Source organism: Mycolicibacterium sp. MU0053, from assembly GCF_963378095.1.
In the GTDB taxonomy this organism is placed as follows: domain Bacteria; phylum Actinomycetota; class Actinomycetes; order Mycobacteriales; family Mycobacteriaceae; genus Mycobacterium; species Mycobacterium burgundiense.
In genome coordinates this window covers 3,238,492-3,261,130 of sequence record NZ_OY726397.1, presented here as the reverse complement: position 1 = coordinate 3,261,130, position 22,639 = coordinate 3,238,492, and the positions used below count along the sequence as shown (strand labels likewise).

The following is a 22,639-nucleotide window of genomic DNA, read 5'->3' as shown; positions in this document are numbered from 1 at the left end:
TGCAGAAATGGCCGATTGACCTGAGAATGCGCTGAGAATCGCGCGAGCCACGCGCTCAGCCAGGAGGTTCGGCGTCGGGATTCGCCGCAGGCCGAGGATCCTCGGCGTCCACGACGATCCCGTCGACGTAGCGGCCGCCGGCATCGAGGGCGGGATGCTCCTCGGTGGGGGACAGCGACGTCCGTGCGGCGCCGTCGTATCGGCGGGGTTCCTCGGCGCGACGGGGTGGCCGGTCGTTGGCGATCAACACCGCCATCCAGGGCAGCGGAATCGAGACCGCGACGATCGCCAGCGATATCCACCCGTTGTGCCACACGCTGTAGGCCCACGCGGCGAGCAGCAGGGCCGGGACGCGGCAGGACATCATGATCAGGTACTTGCGAACCCGCTGGCGATGCTCCTCTTCCGAGGGAATCGCTGCGCGCGTGATGAGTACCGGCCGACCTTCGTCGTCGAAACCCAGCTCTTGGCTGTGCTTCATTCCTCCACTCTTGCACAGATGAGCGGCTGTGAACGGACCGGTTCCCCGCCCGTAATTTTCTGCGGCACAATGTCACCTATGCAGACTCAGACGATCGAGCGCACCGACACCGACGAACGCACTGACGACGGGACGGACAGCGACCGGCCGAAGTTCTTCCACTACGTCAAGAAGGACAAGATCGCTGAGAGTGCGGTGATGGGCACCCATGTGGTCGCGCTGTGTGGCGAGGTGTTCCCGGTGACCAAGTCGGCCAAGCCCGGCTCACCGGTGTGCCCGGACTGCAAGCGCATCTACGAGCAGCTCAAGAAGACGTAGGCCACGCGGGCTGCTCGGTCTCCGGTGCCCCGTCGGGCACCTGGGCGACCGGCCGCGCCGTCTTTCCGTCGGCCTTGGCGGTCGCCTTCTCCTCGAGCCAGGAGCGCAGCTGGTGGGTGTGCGTGGCCGGCGCGGGCCACTCCTCTTCGATCGCGTTGTTGAGTTCGGCGCCGATCATGATGGCGAACCCCAGGAAGAACGCGAACAGCAGGAACGCGATCGGGGTGGCCAGCGCGCCGTAGGTGTAACCGGTGCGGGTGATCGAGCTCAGGTAGATGCGCAGCCCGACGGTGGCGACCATGAACACCGTCGTTGCCAGTACCGCCCCGATGACCAGGCGATGCGTCGGCAGCGGCCGGGGTAGCGACACCCGGTACAGCACGGTGATCGCGATGATGAACCCCAGGGCCAGCGCCGGGTAGTAGCCGAACCTCAGCACGTTGTCCCAGCTGTCCGGGATGTATTCGGCGACCTTGCTCGGCCCTAGGGCCAGGAACGGCGCCGAGATGATGATGATCAGCAGTCCCACCACGTACAGGCCCAGGGCGTAGAAGCGCTGCCGCACCGGGTGCCGCAGCGGGGTCTGGTCGTGCGCCTCCACGATGGCGTCCACGAAGGCCGAGATCGCCGAGGAGCCCGCCCACAGCGAGATCACGAAGCCCAGCGACACCACCTCGCCGCGTGCGCCCTGCACGATGTCGCGCATCGTGGGCTCGATGATCTCGGTGACGACGTTGTCGGAGAAGAAGCTGGCCGCGGTGCTGACCAGCCGGTCTTCGATGGTCGCCAGCGTGGCCGGGCCGAACAGCGGTGCGATGTAGGCCAGGCTGCCGAGCATGCCCAGCAGCAACGGCGGCAACGAGAGCACCGACCAGAACCCGGCCTGCGCGGACTCGGCGAAGATCGAGTCGTCCCACGCCTTCGACAGCGTCCTTTTCGAAACGCGCCAGATGTGGTGTCGGGAAGGCTTCGCGGTCTGGTCGCTCATGACCAGACCAGCATTCCTGACTTCCGGCGAATCTGCGAAGCGCGACGCTCCGACGGCGACTTACTACTCAGCGGGGCTGGTCTCCAGCACCGCGGCGAGTTCGGCCAGCTTGGCCTCGTGCTTGTTGGCGTGGTGCTGGCAGAACAACAATTCGGCTCCGGATGGGAGCTTGGCGCGCACCCGGGCGGCAGCACCGCACCGGTCGCAGCGATCAGCCCGTGTCAAAGCCGGACTGGTCAGAGTTGCGGTCATGGCTCCTCCGTTCCTCGCGTGATCTCTTACTCTGTCAGACGTTCGGCGTTCCGGCGTTGTTCCCCAAGGCTGCACCGGTGTGTCGTGTCTCACCTTCGCTTCGTCGCGCCGCTGCGGCAGGCTGATGCCATGCCTGCGACCCCGGCCGACCTCGTTCACCTCTGCGCGGCCGCGGACTGGGCCGAGGCCGCCGGCACCGCCGAGTACCGGCCGGCGTCGCTGCGCGAGGTGGGATTTGTCCACCTGTCGACGCCTGAGCAGGTGCATCTGCCCGCCAACCGGCTCTATGCCGGCCGGCGCGATTTGGTACTGCTGTACCTGAATCCGGCGTTGCTCGCGGCGCCGCTGCGGTGGGAACCCGGGGTGCCCACCGATCCCGCGTCGATGGTTTTCCCCCATCTGTACGGGCCGGTGCCCGTCCGCGCGGTGAGCAGAATCACCCCGTACCTCCCGGACGCCGACGGCCGGTTCCCGCCGCTGACGATCTAGTCCAGGTAGTCGCGCAGCACCTGCGAGCGGCTGGGGTGCCGCAACTTGCTCATGGTCTTGGACTCGATCTGGCGAATCCGCTCGCGGGTCACGCCGTAGACCTGCCCGATCTCGTCGAGGGTGCGCGGCTGTCCGTCGGTGAGGCCGAACCGCAGCCGCACCACGCCCGCCTCGCGCTCGGAGAGCGTCTCGAGCACGGACTGCAGCTGATCCTGCAGCAGCGTGAACGACACCGCGTCCACGGCGACCACGGCTTCGCTGTCCTCGATGAAGTCGCCGAGTTGGGAGTCGCCCTCGTCGCCGATGGTCTGGTCCAGCGAGATGGGCTCACGCGCGTACTGCTGGATCTCCAGCACCTTCTCCGGCGTGATGTCCATTTCCTTGGCCAGCTCTTCGGGCGTGGGCTCGCGACCCAGGTCCTGCAGCAACTCGCGCTGGATGCGGCCGAGCTTGTTGATCACCTCGACCATGTGCACCGGGATACGGATGGTGCGGGCCTGGTCGGCCATGGCGCGGGTGATGGCCTGGCGGATCCACCAGGTGGCGTACGTGGAGAACTTGTAGCCCTTGGTGTAGTCGAACTTCTCGACCGCACGGATCAGGCCCAGGTTGCCCTCCTGGATGAGGTCCAGGAACGCCATCCCGCGGCCGGTGTATCGCTTGGCCAGCGAGACGACCAGCCGCAGGTTGGCCTCGAGTAGATGGTTCTTGGCGCGGTCGCCGTCGCGGCAGATCCACTGATAGTCGCGGCGTTGCGCCGTCGTCAGCTTCTCGCCCTTCTCGGCGAACTCGGTCATCAGCTGGGTGCAGTACAGCCCCGCCTCGATGCGCTTGGCGAGCTCGACTTCCTCTTCGGCGTTGAGCAGCGCCACCTTGCCGATCTGCTTGAGATAGGCGCGGACCGAGTCGGCCGAAGCGGTGAGCTCGGCGTCCTTGCGGGCCTGCCGCAGCGCCTCGGACTCCTCTTCGTCCCAGACGAAATCGCCCGAGGCCTTGTCCTTCTCGGACGGCTCGTTGATGTCGTCGTCGTCATCGTCCTTGGCGGACTTGCCGGACGCGGCCTTCTTGGTGCCGGCCGGGGCTGCGGCGTCGGTCTCGTCCTCGTCCTCGAGGTCTTCGAGATCCACGCCGACCACCAGGTCGGGGTCGGCCTCGAGTTCGTCGCCCGGTTCGGTCTCGACGTCCTCGATTTCGACGCCGTCGGCGTCGACGGCTTTCGTCGTCGCCTTCTTGGCGCGGCCCCGTGCGGGCGCCCCGCCGGCGGCCTTGGCGGCTGCCTTGCGAGGTGCTGCCTTGGCGGGCTTGGCCGCACCATCGGCGGCCTTGGTCGCCCGTCCCGCCTTGGTGGCCCGCTTGGCGGGCGCGCGCTTGGCCGCCGTGCCTGATGCGGAGGCTTTGGTGGCGGTGGCCGTCACCGGCTCATCGGTGCTGGCTTTTGTCGCTGCCACGTACACCCTTTCGGTCGTGCTGACTTCCGGTGCGCAGGGCGTGCGTCACCGCAAGCGTCGGCATTGGAATGTCGGCGTCAGTCTCTGGTTTGGAGCTTCACCGCTATTCGTTGGGCGGCCGCCTCGACCATTGTAACGACAGTGCGGCGATTGACCGCGTCGAGAAGTAACTCAGCGCGTCTCCTGCGTTCGAGGCTACCCGGTGCCGTCCCCGTGCGCCGCCATCGCTGCTCCCACGATCCCGGCGGTGTTCTGCAGGGCGGCGGCCACCACGGGGGTGCGGTTGGTCAGCAGCGGAACCCACTTGTCGGCCTTTCGGCTGATGCCGCCGCCGGCGATGATCAAATCCGGCCACACCGCGTTCTCGACGGCCACCAACACCTTGGTGACCTCCTTGGTCCAGCGTTCGTAGGTCCAGCCCTTGTGCTCCTTGACCGAGGAGGCGGCCCGGTGCTCGGCCTCCTTGCCGTCGACCTCGAGATGGCCGAACTCGGTGTTGGGTAGCAGCACACCGTTGTGGATCACCGCCGAGCCGATCCCGGTCCCGAACGTCAGCAACACCACCACCCCGGTTTGGTCGCGACCCGCACCGAAGCGCTCCTCGGCCAGGCCGGCGGCGTCGGCGTCGTTGAGCACCGTCACCGGCTGGCCGCCGAGCGCCGTGCGGTACACCTCGGTGGCGTTGGTGCCGATCCACGAGTCGTCGATGTTGGCGGCGGTGCGCACGATGCCGTCGGTCACCACGCCGGGATAAGTCACCCCCAGCGGTCCGGTCCAACCGAAATGCGCGACGACGGCCGCGATGGTCTTGGCGACCGCGTCCGGGGTGGACGGTCGGGGCGTGGCCAGCTTGAAGCGTTCCCCGACCAGCTGCCCGGTGCCCAGATCGACGATGCCGCCCTTGACGCCGCTGCCTCCGACGTCGATGCCGAAACCGTGGTTTGCGGCAGGACTGGGAACTTGCGCGGTCATGGCAACTCCTGGGCGGCGTGGCGGTCAGCGGTTCAAACATAGTGCGTCGCGCCTGCGGTGTGTTGCGATGGAGCGGTGACGAACCCCGCCGTGCCCCCAGGTCAGGATGTCGCTGCGCTGCGGGCGGTCGCCGAGCAGGTGGCCGCCGAGGCGGCCGCGTTCGTGCGGTCGCGCCGCGCCGAGGTGTTCGGCGCCAACCCGGTCCTCGACGCCGTCGCCGCCAAGAGCACCCCGACCGACCCGGTCACCGTCGTCGACACCGAGACCGAGGCGCTGCTGCGCCGTCGGCTGGCCGAGCTGCGTCCCGGCGACGCCGTGCTCGGCGAGGAGGGCGGCGGTCCCACGCACGCGGTCGCCGCGGGGACGGTGACGTGGGTGCTGGACCCGATCGACGGCACCGTGAACTTCGTCTACGGGATCCCGGCCTACGCGGTGTCGGTGGCGGCGCAGATCGACGGCGTCTCGGTGGCCGGGGCCGTGGCCGACGTCGTCGGTGGTGAAATCTTTTCGGCGGCACTGGGTTTCGGCGCCACCGTCAGCGGCCCGACGGGTGTGGTGGACTTGCGCTGCAGTGCCGTGACGCGGTTGGACATGGCGCTGATAGGCACCGGCTTCGGCTATTCGCCACACCGCCGGCGGGCCCAGGCGGCGCTGCTGGCGGGGCTGCTGCCGGCGGTTCGCGACGTGCGCCGGATCGGGTCGGCGGCGCTGGATCTGTGCCTGGTCGCGGCGGGCCGCCTCGATGCCCATTACGAGCACGGCCTCAAGGTGTGGGACTGGGCGGCGGGGGCGCTGATCGCGGCCGAGGCCGGCGCCGTGGTGCTGGTGCCGGATCCGGGGCACGACGCGGCCCTCACCGCCGCGAGCGCGCCCGGCATCGCCGATGAGCTGCAGGAGGTCCTGCGCGGGCTCGGAGGGCTCGCGCCGCTGCGGGAGTAGGCGCTAGCAGCTTGCCGAGTGGATCTTGCTGAGCAACTGCGAATCCGCCGGTTCGGTGGCGTCGGGACGCAACCCGGCCAGCACGGCGTCGATGTCGTCGCTGTGGGTCAGGGTGCCGAATTCGGTCCCGATTGCCAGGTCGACCGAATCGTCGCCGCGACCGTCTTCGAACAGTTCGGTGCAGGGGGCCACCAGCCATACCGCGGCGGCCGCGGCCCGCCCGTTGGGTCCGAAGCGGATCTGACCCTGGCAGGTCAGCCGGGCCGAGGCGTAGAGCGGATCGTTGGCGGCGGTGGGTTGGGCGAAGCCGAGGTCGCGCAGCGCCCCGGACACCTCGCCGGCCTGTCCGCCCTGTCCGCTGGCATTCAGGACGTTGATCTTGGTCTCGGCGAGTTTGGCCGGCATCACCTCCGCCATCTCCGAGCGCGACACCGGCTCGCCGGGTGTGGGCGCGGTACCGCCGTCGGCCGGGGCCGGCGGGGGGTTGCACACCGCGGCCTGGTGCACATCCTCGGGCCGGGTGAGCGCGATCATCCACACCAGCGCGGTGACGACGGCGAGCACCGCCACGGTGACGACGCCGGGGATGATGTTGCGGCGGCGGAAGGGTAATCCGCGCTTGTCGAAGGCAGTTCCCTCGGTGATTTGTGCGACCACGCCCGAACTCTAGAGCACCTTTGCGGCGCCGTCCGCAACGGAATCGAGAAGCGCCGGCACAGAGTGTGACGTAAATCACAGTTGAACAGAGGCCGATACGGGCACGAATCATTTGGCGCACGCGTTCGGCACTGGTACAAAGCCATGCTGCAGCACGTTGTGCGCACGGGGACGACGAGGGGAAGAGGTTATGGCTACCGACTATGACGCGCCGCGGCGCTCCGAGACAGATGAAGTGTCCGAAGATTCGCTGGAGGAACTGAAGGCCCGTCGCAACGAGGCCCAGTCGGCGGTCGTCGACGTGGACGAGGTGGAGTCCGCGGAATCATTCGAACTGCCGGGGGCGGACCTCTCCGGTGAGGAGCTGTCGGTGCGGGTGGTTCCGAAGCAGGCCGACGAGTTCACCTGCTCGAGTTGCTTCCTGGTCCAGCACCGCAGCCGACTCGCGAGCGAGAAGAACGGCGTGATGATCTGCAACGACTGCGCGGCCTGATCAGCCGTTCAACGCAGCCAGCACGCGGTCCGGATGACGGCAGCTGACCAGCCAGTACGGCGTCGGGTCGTCCGGATCATCGAGTACCGCCAGCACCATCGGTCCCACCCATCCCCGATGCAGGACGTAGGCCGTCGGATCGAGTTGGCGGCCCAGTGCCGCCGACTTCGCCGACCGCGGCACCTCGGCGCTGCGGGAGATGACGCCGGCCGGCAGGTGCGCCGGACCGGCGCACAGTTCCACCTGACCGTCCCGGGAGATCACAGCCACCTCGGCGCGACCGAACCACAGCAGCACGCCCACCGCCACCGCGAAGAGCGCGGCGAACGGCACCCACTCCGGGAAATCGGTCTCCGAAAGCGCCCGGTTGACCTGCGCGGCGATCAACGCCGCCAAGCCGAACCCCAACGGCCACCACCACCACGGCACCCAAAGGCGCTCGCGGTATCGCACCTGCTGAGAGGTCACACCCGAGTCCGACACCCGGCCAAGGGTAGTCTGTGGCCTCGTGTCGACTCGTCTGGCTGTTGTTCGCCTGGACCCCGGACTCCCGTTGCCCCAGCGTGCCCACGCCGGCGACGCCGGAGTGGACCTGTTCAGCGCCGAAGACGTCGAGTTGGGGCCGGGTCAACGCGCGTTGGTTCCGACCGGTATCGCGGTCGCGATTCCGGTGGGAATGGTTGGGCTGGTCCACCCGCGTTCGGGTCTGGCTGCGCGCGTGGGGCTTTCGATAGTCAACAGTCCCGGCACCATCGATTCCGGTTATCGGGGAGAGATCAAGGTTTCATTGATCAATCTGGATCCCAGCGAACGTATCCTGATCAGTAGGGGTGATCGCATCGCGCAGCTGCTGGTGCAGCAGGTCGAGTTGCCTGAACTCATCGAGGTCAGCTCATTCGACGAGGCCGGACTTTCGGCCACCACCCGTGGCGATGGCGGTCACGGTTCCTCCGGAGGACATGCGAGTCTGTGATGGCATTTGGTAAGAGCAAGCAGGACGACGACGGCGCGCCCGCCGAGAGCGCGGTGAGCAGCGGCCTGGACTACGACGAGGACTACGACGCCGACGACCTCGACGGCCCGTTCGACATCGAGGATTTCGACGACCCGGACGTCGCGGCGGTGGGACGGCTCGATCTGGGGTCGGTGCTCATCCCGATGCCCGAGGCCGGGCAGGTGCAGGTCGAACTCAATGAGGCCGGCGTGCCCAGCGCCGTGTGGGTGGTGACCCCGAACGGACGGTTCACCGTTGCGGCCTACGCCGCGCCCAAGAGCGCCGGGCTGTGGCGGGAGGTGGCCGGCGAGCTGGCGGACTCCCTGCGCAAGGACAGCGCCGAGGTCAGCATCGAGACCGGCCCGTGGGGGCGAGAGGTGGTCGGCACGGCCTCCGGAGCGGTCCGGTTCATCGGCGTCGACGGCTACCGCTGGATGATCCGGTGCGTGGTCAACGGCACGCTGGAGACCATGGCCGCGCTGGTCCAGGAAGCCCGAAATGCGTTGGCCGACACGGTGGTCCGGCGCGGCGACACCCCCATGCCGGTCCGCACTCCGCTGCCGGTGCAACTGCCGGAGCCGATGGCCGCCCAGCTGCGGGCCGCCGCCGAACAGGCCGCCGCCCAGCAGGCCGGACAGCAGGCCGGACAGCAGGCACCGCCGGAGCCGGAGCCGCCGAACCCGGCCGCGCGTCGCTCGGTGTCGGCCATGCAGCAACTGCGTAGCACCAACACGATCACCGGCGGCTAGTCGAGTCGACGGAGCCGACGCGCCAGCGGCGGCGCAGGAGCGAGACAATCGGTTCGAGCCGGTCAGTCGGCCACGTCGTCGAGCGCGGCCAGACACGCCGCACCCAAGGCCCCCGGATCCGCACCGAACTGCGCCAACGTGACGGTGCGCAGCGCGGCCCTCGGGGCGGCCGCCACCCACTCGGCGCCGATTTCGAGCGGGTGCACCGGATCGTCGGCCGCCGACGCGACCCCCAGCGGCGGCCGCAGGGCGGTCAGCTCGGATGCGGTGGGGGCGATGTAGCGCGCGGCCTGCTCCATCGCGTCGGGCAGATCGGGCCATTGACCCGCCCAGGACCGGGCCAACTCCGCGGCGAGCCACCCCGGGCTGGACTGCTGCATCCGTGCCGTGGCTGCGGCCAGGCCGTCGCTGCGCAACTGCTGCGCCGACAGTTGGGCCATCGCGGCGGCCGGCGCCTCCCGCGGGTCACCGCTCCAGGCCGGTAGGGCCGCCAGCACCGCCACCGTCCGCCCCGGATGCTCGAGCGCCCAGGCGACCGCCACGGCAGCCCCCAGCGACACCCCGCCGACCGCGATCGGACCCGCCTCGGCGGCCTCGTCCAGCGCCTGTCGGTAGGCGTCGATGAGCCGATGCGGCACCGTGGCGGGGGTGATCGCCACGGCCCCGACGGCGCGCAGAGCAGGGCCGAACGCCCGTCGGACGTAGTCGTCGTCGGAGCCGGTTCCGGGCAGCAGCACGGTGCGGACACCGCGGAGGTCAACAGCCATTCAGTGATGGTGCCTGGTGTGCGCGGAACGCCGGATGCGGGGGCGGGTAGCGCCTCGTGGCAATTGGGTACGCAGGGGTCTACGGTGGCGAGGGCAGCTCGCACAACGAGTGCAACGAAGAAGCAGGAGAAGCCATGGCTACGGCCGCAGGTTATCTGCGTCGGCTCACCCGTCGGCTGACGGAAGACCCCGAACAGCGCGACGTCGAAGAGCTCACCGATGAGGCCGCGCACACCGGCGCGCAGCGCGCGATCGACAGCAAGCGCGGTCAGGAAGTCACCATCGTCGGCACCCTGCGTAGTGTGGAAACCAACGCCAAGGGCTGCGCTGGCGGGGTCCGGGCCGAACTGTTCGACGGTACGGCCACGGTCCTGCTGGTGTGGCTGGGGCAACGGCGGATTCCCGGCATCGAGTCCGGGCGTTCACTGCTGGTCCGCGGTCGGCTCGGCACGCTCGAGAACGGCACCAAGGCGATCTACAACCCGCACTACGAAATCCGCTGATCCGACACGAACACTGGGACTTTGACAGACAAACGCACCGGCGCCCAAGGCCTGCTCGACCAGATGGGTGGCGTGAGTGGACTGATCTACTCGTCGCTGCCCGTACTGGTCTTCGTGCCCATCTCCTCGCTGTTCGGCCTGATGCCGGCGATCATCTCGGCGCTCGTCGCCGCGACGGTGATCCTGGTGTGGCGACTCGCGCGACGGGAGACCACTCAGCCGGCGATCTCCGGATTCTTCGGGGTCGGGATCTGCGCGCTGATCGCCTACCTGATGGGGGAGTCCAAAGGCTACTTCCTGCTCGGCATCTGGACATCGCTGTTCTGGGCCTCGGTGTTCGGCATCTCGGTGCTCATTCGCCGACCGGTCGTCGGTTATGTCTGGGGCTGGACCAACGGGCAGGGCCATCAATGGCGGTCGGTGCGCCGGGCCACCCGGGCCTTCGACATCGCCACGCTGGCCTGGGCGGTGCTGTTCGCGTCCCGGTTCCTGGTCCAGCAGCACCTCTACGATGCCGATCAGACCGGCTGGCTGGGGGTGGCCCGCATCGCGATGGGCTGGCCGCTGACCGCGGCGCTGGCGCTCGGTACCTACCTGGCGATCAAGACGGCCCAACGCGCCATCCATGCCGTCAACCAGGGCGCGCCGGCGCCCGCCGTCGACGCCTCGGCCGATACCCCCGGGGCCGACGTCACCGGCCGCGACTGAAGCTCAGACCGACGGCGGTCGCAGCAGCGCCCGCAGTTCGTCCTCGACCTCGGGGGTGGTGACCAACAGCAACTCGTCGCCGCCTTCGAGCGGTTCGTCGTCCTGCGGCACGATCACCCGGTGCCCGCGCAGAATGGTGACCAACGCGGCGTCGCGGGGCAGGTCCAGTTTGCGCACCGGTTTGCCGCCCCACGGGGTGTCGTCGGGCAGGGTGATCTCGACCAGGTTGGTGCCGCCCTTGCGGAACTGCATGATGTGCACCAGGTCGCCGACGGCCACGGCCTCCTCCACCAGCGAGGCCAGCATGCGCGGGGTGGACACCGCGACGTCGACGCCCCAGGCCTCGTCGAACAGCCACTCGTTGCGCGGATCGTTGACCCGGGCCACCACGCGCGGCACCGCGAACTCCGTCTTGGCCAGCAGTGAAAGCACCACGTTGGCCTTGTCGTCGCCGGTCGCGGCGATCATCACGTCGAATTCCTCGGCGCGCACCGATTCCAGCAGCGACAACTCGCAGGCGTCGCCGAGGTGCCAGTGCGCGGCCGGGATGGCGTCGACGTCGATGTGTTCGGCGTTGCGCTCGATGAGCGTCACATCGTGGGAGTTCTCCAACAGTTCGCGGGCGATGGAGCGACCCACCGCTCCGGCCCCGGCTATCGCGACCTTCATCGTCCGCCTTCGGAGTCGAGGTCCGGGCTGGGCGGCAACGCGGCCACCCCCATCGCCCGGGTGAGGTGGTCGGCCAGTGCGGCGATGTACACCTGGTCGCTGGCCTGCAGCACGGTCTTGATCTCGGGCAGCATGCCCTCGCCGAACCGGATCAGAAACGCCACCCGGGCGCCGGTCGCGCTTTCGAGGTCGGTCAGCCGCCGGCCCACCCAATCCTCGTGCAGGACGACCTCGGCGACGGACACCGATCCGGTGGGGTCGCGCCACTTGGTGGTCTCCGCGTCGCGGGTCAGCGCGTTGAGTAGCCGGTCGGTGGTCCACGGCACGGTGGCGATGGTCGGGATGCCGAGGCGCTCGTAGACCGCGGCCCGTTTGGCGTCGTAGATCCGCGCGACGACGCGTTCGACGCCGAAGTTCTCGCGCGCCACCCGCGCGGAGATGATGTTGGAGTTGTCGCCGGAGGACACCGCGGCGAACGCGCCGGCGCTCTCGATTCCGGCCCGCAGCAACACGTCACGGTCGAACCCCATGCCGAGTACGCGTTCGCCGGGGAAGTCGGCAGGCAGGCGCTGAAACGCCGAACTGTCGCGATCGATCACGGCCACATCGTGGCCGATCCGGGCCAGCGCATCCGCCAAGGCGGCGCCCACCCGACCGCAGCCCATCACCACTACGCGCACTGTGCAAAACCCTTTCGGCCTGTACTTGCGGGTTGCCCTGGAGACGGTACGCCGGAACGCTACCGCTAACGACGCTTAGGCATACTCTTGGACCTCGTGTCCAAGCTTTCGACCGCCACCAGGCGGTTGCTGTTGGGTCGGCCGTTCCGCAGTGACCGGATCGGCAGCACGCTGCTGCCCAAGCGCATCGCCCTCCCGGTGTTCGCCTCCGATGCGATGTCCTCGGTGGCGTATGCGCCCGAGGAGATTTTCCTGGTGCTGTCCGTAGCGGGGATCAGCGCCTATGCGATGACGCCGTGGATCGGGCTGGCGGTGGCCTTCGTGTTGCTCGTGGTGGTCGCGAGCTATCGGCAGAATGTGCACGCCTATCCGTCCGGCGGCGGCGACTACGAAGTGGTGACCACCAACCTGGGCCCGGCCGCCGGGGTCACGGTGGCCAGCGCGCTGATGGTGGATTACGTGTTGACCGTCGCGGTTTCGATGTCGGCGGCCATGGCGAACATCGGCTCGGCGGTGCCATTGGTGGCCCAGCACAAGGTGTTGTTCGCGGTGTTGGCGATCGTGGTGCTGATGTCGATGAATCTGCGCGGCATCCGCGAGTCCGGGATCGCGTTCGCCATTCCCACCTATGCGTTCATCGTCGGTATCTTCCTGATGCTGGGGTACGGCCTGTTCCGGATCTACGTGCTGGGCGATCCGCTCCAGGCCGAATCCGCCGGCTTCGAGTTGCAGTCCGAGCACGGCGAAGTGTTGGGTTTCGCGCTGGTGTTCCTGGTCGCACGGTCGTTCTCGTCCGGCTGCGCCGCTCTGACCGGGGTCGAGGCCATCAGCAACGGTGTCCCCGCATTCCGGAAACCCAAGTCCAAGAACGCCGCCACCACGCTGCTGATGCTCGGTGGACTCTCGATCGCGTTGTTGATGGGCATCATCGTGCTGGCGAACAAGCTCGGCGTGCAGATCGCCGAGGATCCGGCGACGCAGCTGGTGGGCGCCCCGGCCGATTACCACCAGAAGACCTTGGTGGCTCAGCTGGCACAGTCGGTATTCGGTAGCTTCCACCTGGGCTTCGTGCTCATCACCGTCGTGACGGCGCTGATTCTGGTGCTGGCGGCCAACACCGCGTTCAACGGTTTCCCGGTGTTGGGATCGATTCTGGCCCAGGACAGTTACCTGCCGCGGCAATTACACACCCGCGGCGACCGGCTGGCGTTCTCCAACGGGATCCTGTTCTTGGCGATCGCGGCCGTGGCGATCGTGGTGGCCTTCCAGGCCTCGGTCACCGCGCTGATCCAGCTCTACATCGTCGGGGTGTTCGTCTCGTTCACGCTGTCGCAGATCGGCATGGTGCGGCACTGGACGCATCACCTGAAGACCGAGGACGATCCGGCCGAACGGGCCAGGATGATCCGGTCCCGGATGGTCAACACCGTCGGGTTCGTGTGCACCGGCACCGTGTTGGTGGTGGTGGTGGTCACCAAGTTCGTCGCCGGCGCCTGGATTGCCGTGGTCGCGATGGTCGCGTTGTACATCCTGATGAAGGCCATCCATCGGCACTACGCCGCCGTGGCCGAGGAGCTAGTCCGCGACGAGGCCGAGGCCAACGAGGTCACCCTGCCCAGCCGCAACCACGCGGTGGTGTTGGTCTCCAAGTTGCACCTGCCTACGCTGCGGGCGCTGGCCTACGCCCGCGCGACCCGCCCCGACACCCTGGAAGCCATCACCGTGAGCGTCGACGACGCCGAGACCAGGGAACTGGTGCACAAGTGGCAGGATAGCGACGTGTCGGTGCCGCTGAAGGTCATCGCCTCGCCCTATCGAGAGGTGACCCGACCGGTGCTCGACTACGTCAAACGGATCACCAACGAATCCCCACGAACGGTGGTCACTGTGTTCATTCCCGAGTATGTGGTCGGTCATTGGTGGGAGGGCGTGCTGCACAACCAGAGTGCGTTGCGACTCAAGGGCAGACTGTTGTTCATGCCCAACGTGATGGTGACTTCGGTTCCGTGGCAGCTCAATTCGTCGGACCGGGTGAACATCACCCGGCCGCCGGGCTCGGCACCCGGCGATACCCGACGGGGCATCGTCAGTTGAACACCTTGACCTTGACAGTGGGCGCCCCCGCCAACGGCGGCAGCTGCGTGGCACGCCACGACGGTCGGGTGGTGTTCGTGCGTTACGCGTTGCCCGGCGAGACCGTCCGGGCGAACGTCACCAACGAGCGCGGATCCTATTGGCACGCCGACGCCGTCGAGGTGCTCGAAGCCTCGCCCGACCGGGTCGAGTCGCTGTGTCCGATGGCCGGCCACGACGGCGCCGGGTGTTGCGATCAAGCCTTCATCGATCCGGCGGCACTGCGTGGGATCAAGGGCGAGGTGGTGGCCAACCAGCTGCAGCGCCTCGGCGGCTTCGACTGGCAGGGCGTGGCCGAACCGGTGGGCGCCGGTACGCCCACCGGCTGGCGCACCCGGGTGCGCCTGGAGGTCGGCGCCGACGGCCGCGCCGGCGTGCATCGCTATCGCAGCTCCGAACTGATCACCGAGGTGCGGTGCGGCCAGCTGTCGGAGGGACTGGTCGAGGCCCTGCCCGAGGATCAGTTCCGGGAAGGCGATCAGGTGCACGTCGTCCGCGACGACGACGGCAACCGCCACGTGGTGTGCGGCGGTCAGCGCCGCCGAACCCGGGTGGTCGAGGGCGACTACGAGGGGGTGCAGCGGGTCGGTGCGCGCACCTGGCGACTGCCCGTCACTGCCTTCTGGCAGGCCCATCGCGAGGCCCCGGAGACCTACAGCCGGCGCATCGCGGAATGGGCGCAGCTGCAGCCCGGGATGGCGGCCTGGGATCTCTACGGCGGCGCGGGGTTGTTCGCCGCGGTGCTGGGGGAGGCCGTCGGCGACGACGGCCGGGTGCTCAGCATCGACACCTCCCGGGCGGGGGTGCGTGCGGGCCGGGCGGCGCTGGCCGATCTCCCACAGGTCCGGCTGGTCACCGACTCGGTGCGACGCGCCCTGTCCGACGCGGGCGCGGCGGGTGGCAGTACCGCCGACGTCGCGGTGCTGGATCCGCCGCGTGCCGGGGCCGGCCGCGAGGTGATCGATCTCATTGCCGCCGCGAATGTGCCGAGAATCATCCACATCGGTTGCGAAGCAGCCGCGTTTGCGCGGGACGTCGGGCTTTACCGGGAACGTGGGTACACCGTCGAACAACTCCGCGTCTACGACGCCTTTCCGCTGACGCACCACGTGGAGTGCTTCGCGCTGCTGAGCCGCTGAAGCCTCGATTAGGCTGAGCGACGGTGTGCCGGGAAGTCTGGTCGGCGGCGATTAACTGTGTCCCGATCAGCAAAGGTGGTCATGTCCTCCGAACAAAGTAATCACCCGACCTCCGGTACGCGTTTGTTCGCCCGCGGATCCTGGCCCGAGGCGTCCCGCATCGCCGATGTGCTGCGGCGGGAAACCGTCGGCGGCATCATCTTGTTCGTGGCGGCGGCCGCGGCGCTGATCTGGGCGAATTCCCCGTGGTCGGCGGCCTATGACCGGCTGTCCAACGTGACGATCGGGCCCGAGTCCCTGCACTTGAACCTCACCCTGGCCACCTGGGCCGCCGACGGTCTGCTGGCGGTGTTCTTCTTCGTGGTGGGGTTGGAACTCAAGCGCGAGTTCGTCGCCGGGGATCTCCGCAATCCGGCAAAGGCAGCATTGCCCGTGGTGGCCGCGGTGGGCGGCATGGTGGTGCCGGCGCTGATCTTCGTCGGGGTCCAGGTGGCGGCGGGTTCGGCCGACACCGTGAGGGGTTGGGCAGTACCGACGGCCACCGACATCGCGTTCGCAGTCGCGGTGCTCGCGGTGCTGGGCAGCCACCTTCCCCTCGCGCTGCGGACGTTCCTGCTGACCCTCGCCGTCGTCGACGACCTGCTGGCGATCACCGTGATCGCGGTGTTCTACACCGAAACCCTGAACCTCGGCCCGCTGTTGTTGGCGTTGATCCCGGGCGGGCTCTACGCCCTGGCCGTTCGGCGCGGCGTCGGACAGTTGTGGATACTGCTGCCGCTGGGCGCTGTTACCTGGGCATTCGTCCACGCCAGCGGCGTGCACGCCACCATCGCGGGGGTGGTGCTGGGATTCACCGTTCCGGTGATCGGCAAGCACGCCGCCACCGAACGTCTTGAACACCTGGCGCGGCCGGTCTCGGCCGGGCTGGCGATACCGGTGTTCGCCTTCTTCGCCGCGGGGGTGACGATCAGCGACATCGGTTTCACCGAAGCGCTGCGCGAACCGGTCACGCTCGGCGTGCTGGCCGGGCTGGTGCTCGGCAAACCCATCGGCGTGTTGGGCACCACCTACCTGCTGGCCCGCTTCACCCGGGCGCGCCTCGACGACGACCTGGCCTGGCGCGACGTCCTGGGCGTGTCGATGCTGGCCGGGATCGGGTTCACGGTTTCACTGCTGATCGGTGAGTTGGCCTTCGGCGCCGGCACCACCTACGGCACCGAGGTCAAGATCGGGGTGCTGTGCGGCAGCCTGGCCTCGGCGTTGCTGGCCGCCACCGTGCTGCTGAGCCGCAACGCGACCTACCGCCGCATCGCGGAACTGGAGGCACGCGACGACGACCGCGACGGCGTGCCCGATGTGTATCAACGCCGGGACCCGGACCGCGGACCTACCGAAACCGGCTGATCCCGCGGATCGCCCGGCGGATCCGAGACGGTGGCGGGGCCGGGGGCGGGTAGAGCTGCGCGGCCAGCGCCAGCTTGTCCGCCCGCAACCGGGCCACCGTGGCCGCGTCGAATCCGCCGTCGGCGGGCGGGGACTCCGGCAGCGCACCGGCCACGCTGACCTGCCAACGGGAACCGGCCGCCACCAGCGACTCGTGCTTGATGGGGTAGTAGTCGGTGCGCCCGGACACCGCGACACCGCTGGCCCCGACGGCTGCGGCCAGCAGATGCGGATGGAACCGGGTGCTGACCCAGGTTTGTCCGGCCCGCGCCGGGACGCCCCGGTTCCACAGGTCGGTAAACGGCACAAAAAGCGCCCCGGGCAGCTGCGCCGCCACCCGGTCATAGACCAGGCGGTCGGCGCCCGGCAACCCCTCGACGAAGGCCACCTGCTCACCGCGTAGCCGCCACTGCTGGATCAGCTGCGACACGGCCGCGGCCAGGCCCTCGACGCCGCGATTGTCGTCGTGGTCGTCCATCAGGTCCGACTGCAGACAGAACACCACGTCACGGGCTGCCGCCGGCGACTCGCGGTCGTACACGCCGTCGTCGTCGACCCCGAGCCAGGCGTCATCGCCGGTGAAGGAGGTCGGACACCCGCTGTCGGCCAGGGCGTCCAGCGACGGCCGGTCGCGCACATCGAACAGCGCGAAGCTCGATCCCAGCTTCTGGGTCAAAGCCCGCCGGTCGTCGCCGCCGGTGGGCAGCAGGCCCTGGCCGGTGGCCACCGCCCGAACCCCGAATTGCTGGGCGGCGGCCGCGGCGGTGGCCAGCAGCGACAGATGGTGCGGCCACACGGTGTTGAGGTAGCCGCCGCCGACCAGGTGCACGGTGTCGGCGCGGGTCAGCAGTTCGACGCCGGAGACGATGCGCGGCAGCCGGCCGGGATTGTCGAGCACGTCGGCGGCCAGCGCGACGGCCTGGTCGGCGGATTGATCCGCGGATTCGAAGCAGATGCGCCACACGGTGTCGACGAATGTGACCCGCGGGTGGCAATGCCGCAGCAATACGGCGGCCTGCCCAGGGGTGTGGCAGTCCACCACGACCTCGGTGCCGGGGCGGACCCGGGCGAGGTAGCGCAACCAGGCCCGCAGAATGAACTCGTCGCCGTAGTTGGGGTTGCCGGCTGGGGCAACCAGATAGATCAGCGCGGGATCGGTCGCGGGTAGACGCGCACCCATGTCAGACCTCCCGTCCCGGTGTTCCTGTGCCGCTGCTGTGGAGATTGCTGTGAAAAGGCTGTGAACAGCTTACGGCAGCGTCGCCGACACCGAGTAGGTGCGGATACCCGTTGCCGTGCCGAGCCACGCGGGTGTGGGGCACACAACGCGAGCGAATCCGACGTTCTGCGTAGACTGACGGAATGCTTCAACAGATCCGCGGTCCCGCTGATCTGCAGCACCTTTCGCAGTCACAATTGAGTGACTTGGCTCACGAAATCCGCGATTTCCTGATCCACAAGGTGGCTGCCACAGGTGGACATCTCGGCCCAAACCTCGGCGTCGTCGAGTTGACGCTGGCGTTGCACCGGGTCTTCGACTCCCCGCACGACCCGATCATCTTCGACACCGGCCACCAGGCCTACGTCCACAAGATGCTCACCGGGCGGTGCTCGGACTTCGACTCGCTGCGCAAGAAGGACGGCCTGTCGGGCTATCCGAGCCGCGAGGAGAGCGACCACGACTGGGTGGAATCGAGCCACGCCTCGGCGGCGCTGTCGTACGCCGACGGACTGGCCAAGGCCTTCAAGCTGACCGGGCACCGTAACCGCCACGTCGTCGCCGTCGTCGGCGACGGCGCGCTGACGGGCGGGATGTGCTGGGAGGCGCTGAACAACATCGCCGCCGCCAAGCGGCCGGTGGTGATCGTCGTCAACGACAACGGGCGCAGCTACGCGCCCACCATCGGGGGGTTGGCCGATCACCTTGCTGCGCTGCGCCTGCAACCGGGCTACGAGAAGCTGCTGGAGAAGGGCCGCTCCGCCGTGCGCGGCATGCCCGTCATCGGCGAGTTCTGCTATCAGTGCATGCACAGCGTCAAGGCCGGCCTCAAGGATGCGCTGCAACCGCAGGCGATGTTCACCGACCTGGGCCTGAAGTACGTCGGTCCGATCGACGGCCACGACGAACACGCGGTGGAGGGCGCGCTCCGGCATGCCCGCGCGTTCAACGCGCCGGTGATCGTCCACGTCGTCACGCGCAAGGGTATGGGTTTCGGGCCCGCCGAGGCGGACGAGGCCGAGCAGATGCACGCGTGCGGGGTCATCGACCCCGTGACCGGGATGGCGACCTCGGAGTCGGCGCCGGGGTGGACCGCGACGTTCTCCGATGAGCTGATCCGGCTGGCGCGCAAGCGTCGCGACGTGGTGGCGATCACCGCGGCCATGCCGGGCCCGACGGGCCTGGCGCCGTTCGGCCAGCATTACCCGGACCGGCTCTTCGACGTCGGCATCGCCGAACAGCACGCGATGACCTCGGCCGCGGGCCTGGCGATGGGCGGCATGCATCCGGTGGTCGCGGTGTATTCGACGTTCCTCAACCGTGCCTTCGATCAGGTGATGATGGATGTCGCACTGCACAAGCTGCCGGTCACGATGGTCCTCGACCGGGCCGGGGTCACCGGACCCGACGGCGCCAGCCACAACGGCGTGTGGGATCTGTCGATCCTGGGTGTGGTGCCGGGCATGCGGGTCGCCGCACCGCGGGACGCCAGCACGCTGCGCGAAGCGCTCGGTGAGGCGCTGGCCGTCAAGGACGGACCCACCGCGCTGCGATTCCCGAAGGGCGATGTCGGAGAAGACATTCCGGCGATCCGCCGGGTTGACGGCGTGGACGTGCTGGCCGAGCCGGCCGACGGACTCACCGCCGATGTGCTGATGGTCGCGGTCGGTTCGATGGCGGGTTTGGCGTTGGGTGCCGCGCAGCGGTTGCGGACCCAGGGCATCGGCGTGACCGTGATCGATCCCCGCTGGGTGCTGCCGGTGCCGGAGTTGATCGGCCGGTTGGCGCTCGAACACCAACTCGTGGTCACGCTGGAGGACAACGGCGTGGCCGGCGGCATCGGATCGGCCGTCTCGGCCGCGTTGCGCCACAACGAAATCGACGTACCGTGCCGCGACGTGGGGGTGCCGCAAGAGTTCCTGGCACACGCCTCGCGTGGCGAGATCCTCGACGAGATCGGCCTGACCGATCAACATGTGGCCCGACGAATCACGGGCTGGGTTGCCGCACTGGGCACCTCGACAAATGAAGCGGAAGTGAGCGGACATCTCGAATAACTTGTGGACCGGGCCCGCCCGGCCGATCAGCATGGCCGTAGCGCGGGTACTGGGCACGGTGTTGTTGTTCATGACCGCCCTGGCGCTGGCCCCCGCGGTAGCCGCCGCGGCCACCCCGAACTGGTCCGGGCTCGACGCGCGACACTACGACGGCCCGATCCCGGCCCCCGGTGCCCTGATCGAGGCGGTGCCGCTGGATCCGGCGCTGTCGGTGGCCGGAGCGAGTCGGGCCTACCGGATTTTGTATTCGACCACCGATCAACATCAGCAGCCCGCGGTCGGCACCGCGGCGGTGTTCGTACCCAAAGGCACGCCACCGCAAGGCGGTTGGCCCGTGATCGCCTGGGCGCACGGCACCGTGGGGCTCGGCGACGACTGCACCCCGTCGGCGCAACCGCGCAGCGTTCGCGACAACGAGTACCTCACGCACTGGCTGGATCAGGGCTACCTGGTGGTCGGGGCCGACTACGCCGGGCTGGGCACGCCGGGGCTGATGAGCTACCTGAACGGCACCACCACCGCGCACGGGATCGTCGACTCGGTGATCGCCGCGCACAAGTTGGACGTGCCGGTGTCGCCGCAGTGGGCCGTGGTCGGCCAGTCGCAGGGCGGCGGAGCGGCCATCGACACCGCGCGCTGGGCCACCGAGTTCAGCGCGGGCTCCGGGCTGGAGTACCGCGGTGTGGTCGCCACCGGCACCCCGGCCAATGTGGTGTCGCTGGTGCAGCGGGCCGGGCCCGACATGCAGGTACCTGACCTGGCGCCGGTCGCCAACGCCTACACCGCTTACATCGTGGCGGCCCTGCGGGAGGCCGGACGGCACCTGGACATCGACTCGGTGCTGACCCCGGCCGGGCGGGCCGCGGCCGATCAGGCCGAGACCATGTGCACCCACGCTCTCGCTGACACGCTGACCGATATGACCCTGCCGGGCTTCTTCACTGCGCCGGTGGCCTCGATTCCCGGCTTCGACGCCTTCGTCGAGGACTACATGGGCACCCCGCACACCGGGTTCGACCGGCCGATCTTCCTCGGCGTGGGCCTGCAGGACCGGGACGTGCCGCCGGACCTGACGCTCAAGTTCCACGAGCAACTGGTCGCCAACGGTCAGGACGTCACGCTCGAGGTGTATCCGGACGACGACCACAGCAGCGCGGTGTTGGCCTCCATGGCCGACTCGACGCCGTGGCTGCGGGCGATGTTCGCCGACTAGGCCGGCTCCGCCGGCTCCTCGAGTTCGGCCGGTGCCGCGGCTTCGGCCGAATCGTCCGGCTCGACCGCCGCGGCGGCCAGCGCCGCCGTCAGCACCGGCACCACCAACTCGCGCTGCCACCGACGCGCGCCACCGTCGCGCAAAAACGCTTCGACGGCCGCCGCGATGTCGTCGGTCGGCGCCCAGTCCCAACACAGCCGACGCACGAGGTCGGGGGACACCAGGTTCTCGCTGGGGACATGGACCCGCTGCGACAGCGCGGACAGCCCGGCGCGCGCGGCCTCGAGCCGGGCGGCGGCCTCGGGTTTGCGCTTGCTCCACCGCACCGCAGGGGGTGGGCCGTTCTGCGGCTCGGACCGTTGCGGCAGATCGGGATTGGTGCGGCCCGCCGCCAGGGCGTCCAGCCAGGTCTGCGCACTCCGGCGTTGCTTGGGGCCGCCGAACACCGGCAACTTCACCAGCTCGTCGAGCGTCTTCGGGTCCGCCAGGGCGGCCTCGACAATGGCCGAGTCCGGCAGTACCCGCCCCGGTGCGATATCGCGGCGGCGCGCAATGTGATCGCGCACCTGCCACAGCTCGCGGACCTCGGCCAGCGCGCGCGGCGTGCGCACCTTGTGGATGCCCGAGGTGCGCCGCCACCGGTCACGGCGCGTCGGAGCCGCCTCATAGGTGCGCAAGAACTCGAATTCCTGTGCGGCCCAGTCGGATTTACCCTGTGCCTCCAGTTCAGCCGCGATCGCGGCCCGCAACTCCAGCAGCACCTCGACATCCAGCGCCGCGTAATTGAGCCACGCATCCGGCAGCGGGCGCTTGGACCAGTCAGCGGCGCCGTGCCCCTTGGCCAGGCCCAGGCCGAGCAACCGCTGCACCATCGCGGCCAGGTTGACCTTGTCGAACCCGGCGAGGCGCCCGGCCAATTCGGTGTCATACAACGCGGGTGGCCGGATCCCGAGTTCGGCCAGGCACGGCAGATCCTGATCGGCCGCATGCAGGATCCACTCGTCCTCGTCGAGCACATCTGCGATGGGACGCAGCGTGGCCAGCGGATCGCGGCCGTGGCTGACCGGGTCGATCAGTACGGTGCCGGCACCGGCGCGACGGATCTGGATCAGGTAGGCCCGGTTGGAGTACCGGAAACCGGACGCGCGCTCGGCATCGACCGCGAACGGTCCCTGGCCGGTCGCCAAAAACTCTGCGGCCCCGGCAATTTCGTTGGCATAGACCGACAGCGCGGGCACCCCGTCGGCAGGGGCGGTCAGCGGTATGGGGTCGGCGACGGCTTCCTCGGCCGACTCGTCCGCGGGATCCGGGGGAGCGTGCTCACTCAT

25 protein-coding genes are annotated in these 22,639 nt (G+C 68.9%); 13 read left to right on the top strand and 12 right to left on the bottom strand.

Annotation, left to right across the window (positions count from 1 at the left end):
• Positions 1–55: 55 nt before the first annotated feature.
• Positions 56–481 carry a DUF3099 domain-containing protein gene (locus RCP80_RS15250; RefSeq protein ID WP_308478471.1) on the bottom strand — a complete coding sequence of 142 codons (426 nt, stop codon included), beginning with the start codon at positions 479–481 and terminating at the stop codon, positions 56–58.
• Between the two features lie 78 nt (positions 482–559).
• Here RCP80_RS15250 and RCP80_RS15245 point away from each other — a divergent pair, with 78 nt between their 5' ends.
• The gene (locus RCP80_RS15245; protein WP_308478470.1) at positions 560–799 is read left to right on the top strand and encodes a DUF3039 domain-containing protein; all 240 of its coding nucleotides are present in this window, start codon (positions 560–562) and stop codon (positions 797–799) included.
• Here RCP80_RS15245 and RCP80_RS15240 read toward each other — a convergent pair.
• Both RCP80_RS15240 and RCP80_RS15235 read right to left on the bottom strand, forming a co-directional pair.
• Positions 786–1,787: a YihY/virulence factor BrkB family protein gene (locus tag RCP80_RS15240; protein ID WP_308478469.1), complete on the bottom strand. Its 1,002-nt coding sequence runs from the start codon at positions 1,785–1,787 to the stop codon at positions 786–788. The two genes, RCP80_RS15245 and RCP80_RS15240, sit on opposite strands and share 14 nt — an antisense overlap.
• Before the next feature lie 63 nt (positions 1,788–1,850).
• Entirely contained in the window at positions 1,851–2,039 is a 189-nt protein-coding gene (locus tag RCP80_RS15235) for a DUF7455 domain-containing protein (protein ID WP_308478468.1), read from the bottom strand.
• A 129-nt stretch (positions 2,040–2,168) separates the two neighbouring features.
• Between RCP80_RS15235 and RCP80_RS15230 the strand changes: the two genes are divergently transcribed.
• Positions 2,169–2,528 (top strand): DUF952 domain-containing protein, encoded by a 360-nt coding sequence (locus RCP80_RS15230; protein WP_308478467.1) that lies wholly within the window; start codon positions 2,169–2,171, stop codon positions 2,526–2,528.
• Here the strand turns inward: RCP80_RS15230 and RCP80_RS15225 are convergent.
• Positions 2,525–3,976 carry an RNA polymerase sigma factor gene (locus tag RCP80_RS15225; protein ID WP_308478466.1) on the bottom strand — a complete coding sequence of 484 codons (1,452 nt, stop codon included), beginning with the start codon at positions 3,974–3,976 and terminating at the stop codon, positions 2,525–2,527. The two genes, RCP80_RS15230 and RCP80_RS15225, sit on opposite strands and share 4 nt — an antisense overlap.
• Before the next feature lie 195 nt (positions 3,977–4,171).
• Positions 4,172–4,948, bottom strand: coding sequence for a polyphosphate--glucose phosphotransferase (gene ppgK / locus RCP80_RS15220; RefSeq protein WP_308478465.1), 777 nt, complete (start codon positions 4,946–4,948; stop codon positions 4,172–4,174).
• 90 nt (positions 4,949–5,038) lie between these two features.
• On the opposite strand from ppgK, the gene RCP80_RS15215 reads away from it, so the two are divergent.
• Complete coding sequence (locus tag RCP80_RS15215) at positions 5,039–5,887, top strand: inositol monophosphatase family protein (RefSeq protein ID WP_308482861.1); 849 nt, start codon at positions 5,039–5,041, stop codon at positions 5,885–5,887.
• Between the two features lie 3 nt (positions 5,888–5,890).
• Here the strand turns inward: RCP80_RS15215 and cei are convergent, their stop codons facing one another.
• The gene (gene cei / locus RCP80_RS15210; protein ID WP_308478464.1) at positions 5,891–6,544 is read right to left on the bottom strand and encodes an envelope integrity protein Cei; all 654 of its coding nucleotides are present in this window, start codon (positions 6,542–6,544) and stop codon (positions 5,891–5,893) included.
• Between the two features lie 190 nt (positions 6,545–6,734).
• On the opposite strand from cei, the gene RCP80_RS15205 reads away from it, so the two are divergent.
• A complete protein-coding gene (locus RCP80_RS15205) occupies positions 6,735–7,037 on the top strand; it encodes a DUF4193 domain-containing protein (protein ID WP_308478463.1) in 303 nt (100 codons plus the stop codon).
• Here RCP80_RS15205 and RCP80_RS15200 read toward each other — a convergent pair whose 3' ends face one another.
• Positions 7,038–7,520: a DUF3093 domain-containing protein gene (locus RCP80_RS15200; protein ID WP_308478462.1), complete on the bottom strand. Its 483-nt coding sequence runs from the start codon at positions 7,518–7,520 to the stop codon at positions 7,038–7,040.
• Positions 7,521–7,545: 25 nt separating this feature from the next.
• Here RCP80_RS15200 and dut point away from each other — a divergent pair, with 25 nt between their 5' ends.
• On the top strand, positions 7,546–8,010 hold the full coding sequence (dut, locus tag RCP80_RS15195; protein WP_308478461.1) for a dUTP diphosphatase: 465 nt from the start codon (positions 7,546–7,548) through the stop codon (positions 8,008–8,010).
• Positions 8,010–8,780 (top strand): DUF3710 domain-containing protein, encoded by a 771-nt coding sequence (locus RCP80_RS15190; protein WP_373693353.1) that lies wholly within the window; start codon positions 8,010–8,012, stop codon positions 8,778–8,780. The genes dut and RCP80_RS15190 overlap by 1 nt, the downstream gene beginning before the upstream one ends.
• A gap of 62 nt (positions 8,781–8,842) precedes the next feature.
• Here RCP80_RS15190 and RCP80_RS15185 read toward each other — a convergent pair whose 3' ends face one another.
• Positions 8,843–9,547, bottom strand: a complete 705-nt coding sequence (locus RCP80_RS15185; RefSeq protein ID WP_308478459.1) for an alpha/beta hydrolase — start codon at positions 9,545–9,547, stop codon at positions 8,843–8,845.
• A gap of 134 nt (positions 9,548–9,681) precedes the next feature.
• Here RCP80_RS15185 and RCP80_RS15180 point away from each other — a divergent pair, with 134 nt between their 5' ends.
• Positions 9,682–10,050, top strand: a complete 369-nt coding sequence (locus RCP80_RS15180) for an OB-fold nucleic acid binding domain-containing protein (RefSeq protein WP_308478458.1) — start codon at positions 9,682–9,684, stop codon at positions 10,048–10,050.
• A gap of 63 nt (positions 10,051–10,113) precedes the next feature.
• A complete protein-coding gene (locus RCP80_RS15175; RefSeq protein ID WP_308482860.1) occupies positions 10,114–10,758 on the top strand; it encodes a DUF3159 domain-containing protein in 645 nt (214 codons plus the stop codon).
• A gap of 3 nt (positions 10,759–10,761) precedes the next feature.
• Here RCP80_RS15175 and RCP80_RS15170 read toward each other — a convergent pair whose 3' ends face one another.
• Both RCP80_RS15170 and RCP80_RS15165 read right to left on the bottom strand, forming a co-directional pair.
• On the bottom strand, positions 10,762–11,427 hold the full coding sequence (locus RCP80_RS15170; RefSeq protein WP_308478457.1) for a potassium channel family protein: 666 nt from the start codon (positions 11,425–11,427) through the stop codon (positions 10,762–10,764).
• Positions 11,424–12,107, bottom strand: a complete 684-nt coding sequence (locus RCP80_RS15165; protein WP_308478456.1) for a potassium channel family protein — start codon at positions 12,105–12,107, stop codon at positions 11,424–11,426. The genes RCP80_RS15170 and RCP80_RS15165 overlap by 4 nt, the downstream gene beginning before the upstream one ends.
• A 96-nt stretch (positions 12,108–12,203) precedes the next feature.
• Here RCP80_RS15165 and RCP80_RS15160 point away from each other — a divergent pair, with 96 nt between their 5' ends.
• The 3 genes from RCP80_RS15160 (at position 12,204) to nhaA (ending at position 16,783) form a co-directional block, all read left to right on the top strand.
• On the top strand, positions 12,204–14,201 hold the full coding sequence (locus RCP80_RS15160; protein ID WP_308478455.1) for an APC family permease: 1,998 nt from the start codon (positions 12,204–12,206) through the stop codon (positions 14,199–14,201).
• Positions 14,198–15,379 carry a class I SAM-dependent RNA methyltransferase gene (locus RCP80_RS15155; protein WP_308478454.1) on the top strand — a complete coding sequence of 394 codons (1,182 nt, stop codon included), beginning with the start codon at positions 14,198–14,200 and terminating at the stop codon, positions 15,377–15,379. Before RCP80_RS15160 ends, RCP80_RS15155 begins: the two co-directional genes overlap by 4 nt.
• Before the next feature lie 81 nt (positions 15,380–15,460).
• Positions 15,461–16,783 (top strand): Na+/H+ antiporter NhaA, encoded by a 1,323-nt coding sequence (gene nhaA / locus RCP80_RS15150; protein ID WP_308478453.1) that lies wholly within the window; start codon positions 15,461–15,463, stop codon positions 16,781–16,783.
• Here the strand turns inward: nhaA and RCP80_RS15145 are convergent.
• The gene (locus RCP80_RS15145) at positions 16,767–18,002 is read right to left on the bottom strand and encodes a polysaccharide pyruvyl transferase family protein (protein WP_308478452.1); all 1,236 of its coding nucleotides are present in this window, start codon (positions 18,000–18,002) and stop codon (positions 16,767–16,769) included. The two genes, nhaA and RCP80_RS15145, sit on opposite strands and share 17 nt — an antisense overlap.
• Positions 18,003–18,184: 182 nt before the next feature.
• On the opposite strand from RCP80_RS15145, the gene dxs reads away from it, so the two are divergent.
• Both dxs and RCP80_RS15135 read left to right on the top strand, forming a co-directional pair.
• Positions 18,185–20,098, top strand: a complete 1,914-nt coding sequence (gene dxs, locus RCP80_RS15140; protein ID WP_308478451.1) for a 1-deoxy-D-xylulose-5-phosphate synthase — start codon at positions 18,185–18,187, stop codon at positions 20,096–20,098.
• Between the two features lie 31 nt (positions 20,099–20,129).
• Positions 20,130–21,311 (top strand): prolyl oligopeptidase family serine peptidase, encoded by a 1,182-nt coding sequence (locus RCP80_RS15135; RefSeq protein ID WP_416223199.1) that lies wholly within the window; start codon positions 20,130–20,132, stop codon positions 21,309–21,311.
• Here RCP80_RS15135 and RCP80_RS15130 read toward each other — a convergent pair.
• Positions 21,308–22,639, bottom strand: coding sequence for an HRDC domain-containing protein (locus RCP80_RS15130; protein WP_308478450.1), 1,332 nt, complete (start codon positions 22,637–22,639; stop codon positions 21,308–21,310). The genes RCP80_RS15135 and RCP80_RS15130 overlap by 4 nt on opposite strands.